Genomic DNA, 2,128 nt, shown 5'->3' with positions numbered 1-2,128 from the left:
GGAGGAAGCGCCGGTGCGGGCGTAGTCACGAAGGCTGACACCCTTGTAACCGGGCTCACGCTTTTTGACGTACTCTTCGCGGTCGACCTCATTGGAATTGAACACCCATTTCTGGGTGGCTCTGTCGGTGCGCTGCAGAACGTTCCAGTCGATCTCGGCGCGGGCCAGGGTCTCGAACTCGAGTTCCTTCTGGAACCAGGGCTTGGCAATGGCGCCGGCAGAGGTGGCGTCGTCCAGGTCGACAAAGGACGGGGCAAAGGCGGCGGTAGCGCCGAGTCCGGCTCCCGCCAGACCCAGGGCTTTCATGAAGTCTCTTCTGCTTATTGTGCTATGAAACTTGGGCATTGAGTTTTTCAACTTTCATCGATTATTCCAGTCTTTCCTGGTAGTCAGCCGGTCTTCCCCGGTTGCCCAACCTTGAACTCCTTACCCGCCTTTCTTTCCGTATTCTTGATCCCAAAGTGTTCGAGACAGTTGTAACTATCCCGTTCAAGTCACCAGTTATGCCCTGATACCAACTCACAACCTTCCTCCGTTCACCCCTATACCGCGGCAGTATCCTTTGATCCGAGGGTGTCTTCTTCCTGTTCGCCTTCAGATCCCGCGCTGTTCTTTTCAAGCTGTCTATTCAACAGATCAACTTCACGCTGCAATTCCGCCGTTCGCTTGGCCACCTGTTCCGCGACAGCCTGTGCATGCTTCCGGTACCAGATGATCGTAGGGGATTTGAGAATGTTGAAAGGCAGGGATTCCTTGTCTTTTTCCCCTTTGATATAGGCCAGCGAGCTCTTGAATAGATCACGAATAGTCTTAAAGAACTCAATGGGATGAGTCACGCCGGTGAATAGGAACCCAGGGCGGTGCCTTATGGCAAAACGCAGCCTGCGAGTGGTGTAGGTTCTCCTGAAATGACTCCGAAGCTCCGCCAGGACCTCATCCGGCAGATCGGAAAGATTCATCTCCATGCCGGCCTTGGTGACGAACTCTCCCCATTCAGCCAGGCTTTTTGGAGCCTCGACAAGTCCTTTATTAAAGCAGTACTCAGCGAGCGGAGTCCCGGGATATGGGACGAAGTGCATGTAGAGGTACGGAGGAAAATCCAGCCTTTCCATCAGTTCGTGGGTCTGGGCGAAATCTTCGATAGTTTCGGTCGGGAGAGCATGCAGGATATACAATCGCGGGGATATCTTGTATTTGACGAACAACCAGAATGACTTCTCCATTTGAGGCAGATGCATGCCCTTTTTGAGAAAGTGCAGCATCCTGTGGCTGCCGGTTTCCACGCCCAGGCCGACCGAGGTGCAGCCGGCTTTGGCCATTAGAGCGATCTCTTCTTCGCTCAGGTCGGCTCTGGCCTCACAGTCCCACTCGAACTTGATTTTTCGTTGGATTATCCCGTTACAAAACTCACGCAGCCGCTTACGATTAAAGGTAAAATTGTCCTCAAAAAATCGTATGGACTTGGCGCCGTACTCTTTTTGAAGGTGTTCGATCTGGGCGATAATCTTAGAAACCGAAAGATCCGCCCTGTAACCATTATGGAACCTTGTGTTATAACAGAAAGTGCATTTGAAGGGACAACCACGGCTGGTATTCAGAGCGAAAGCCCAGTACTGTTTAACGTCAACCATATGCCATGCCGGATCCGGCAATTGGTCCAGGTCTTCGATGAAAGGACGAGGTTCGTTACGGATGATCTGGTTATCCTTTTTAAAGACCAAACCCTTGATGCTGTCGATCGGTCCGGACCCCCGCCCGTCCAGGTGGTCCGCAAGTTCAAGCATCGTGTATTCACCAGCTCCGATGACGACGTAATCGATGAAGGGTTCGCTTATGGTTTGTTCCGGCAGCGCGCTGGGATGAGTGCTGCCCCAGACGATTTTGACGTCCGGGAACAACTGCTTGAATTCAAGAGACAGAGATATCCCGTCCAAGATCTTGGGACCGCTGGCCACAGAGAAGCCGATCAGCGACGGGGCAAACTCGGTGGTAGTGTCCCGTCAAGTGGTGTAAATTCATGATTGGTGGTTTCCCGAATCATTAAGGTTGTAAAGCCATGATAAGGGGTTCCTCCTGCGCCCCTTCCAGCGTTTTCTTCATCGAATCCACAGAAAAGTAGCGACGTCCG

2 protein-coding genes and 1 pseudogene are annotated in these 2,128 nt (G+C 52.5%); all 3 read right to left on the bottom strand.

Annotated elements, in window-relative coordinates:
- Window positions 1–345 (bottom strand): twin-arginine translocation signal domain-containing protein (locus tag ABFB09_RS09615; RefSeq protein WP_347001214.1); only part of this gene is annotated, 345 nt, incomplete at its 3' end.
- Between the two features lie 197 nt (window positions 346–542).
- A complete protein-coding gene (locus ABFB09_RS09610; RefSeq protein WP_347001277.1) occupies window positions 543–1,784 on the bottom strand; it encodes a radical SAM protein in 1,242 nt (413 codons plus the stop codon).
- Window positions 1,785–1,976, bottom strand: a pseudogene (locus ABFB09_RS09605) (cobalamin-dependent protein); the annotation flags it as partial.
- Window positions 1,977–2,128 lie beyond the last annotated feature (152 nt).

This window comes from Dehalogenimonas sp. THU2 (genome assembly GCF_039749495.1).
GTDB lineage: Bacteria > Chloroflexota > Dehalococcoidia > Dehalococcoidales > Dehalococcoidaceae > Dehalogenimonas.
This window is presented reverse-complemented; position numbering and strand designations above follow the sequence as displayed.

Coding starts and splice junctions, on each gene's coding strand:
- ABFB09_RS09610 (WP_347001277.1), bottom strand. CDS start 1,784: ATGCTTGAACTTGCGGACCACCTGGACGGGCGGGGGTCCGGACCGATC.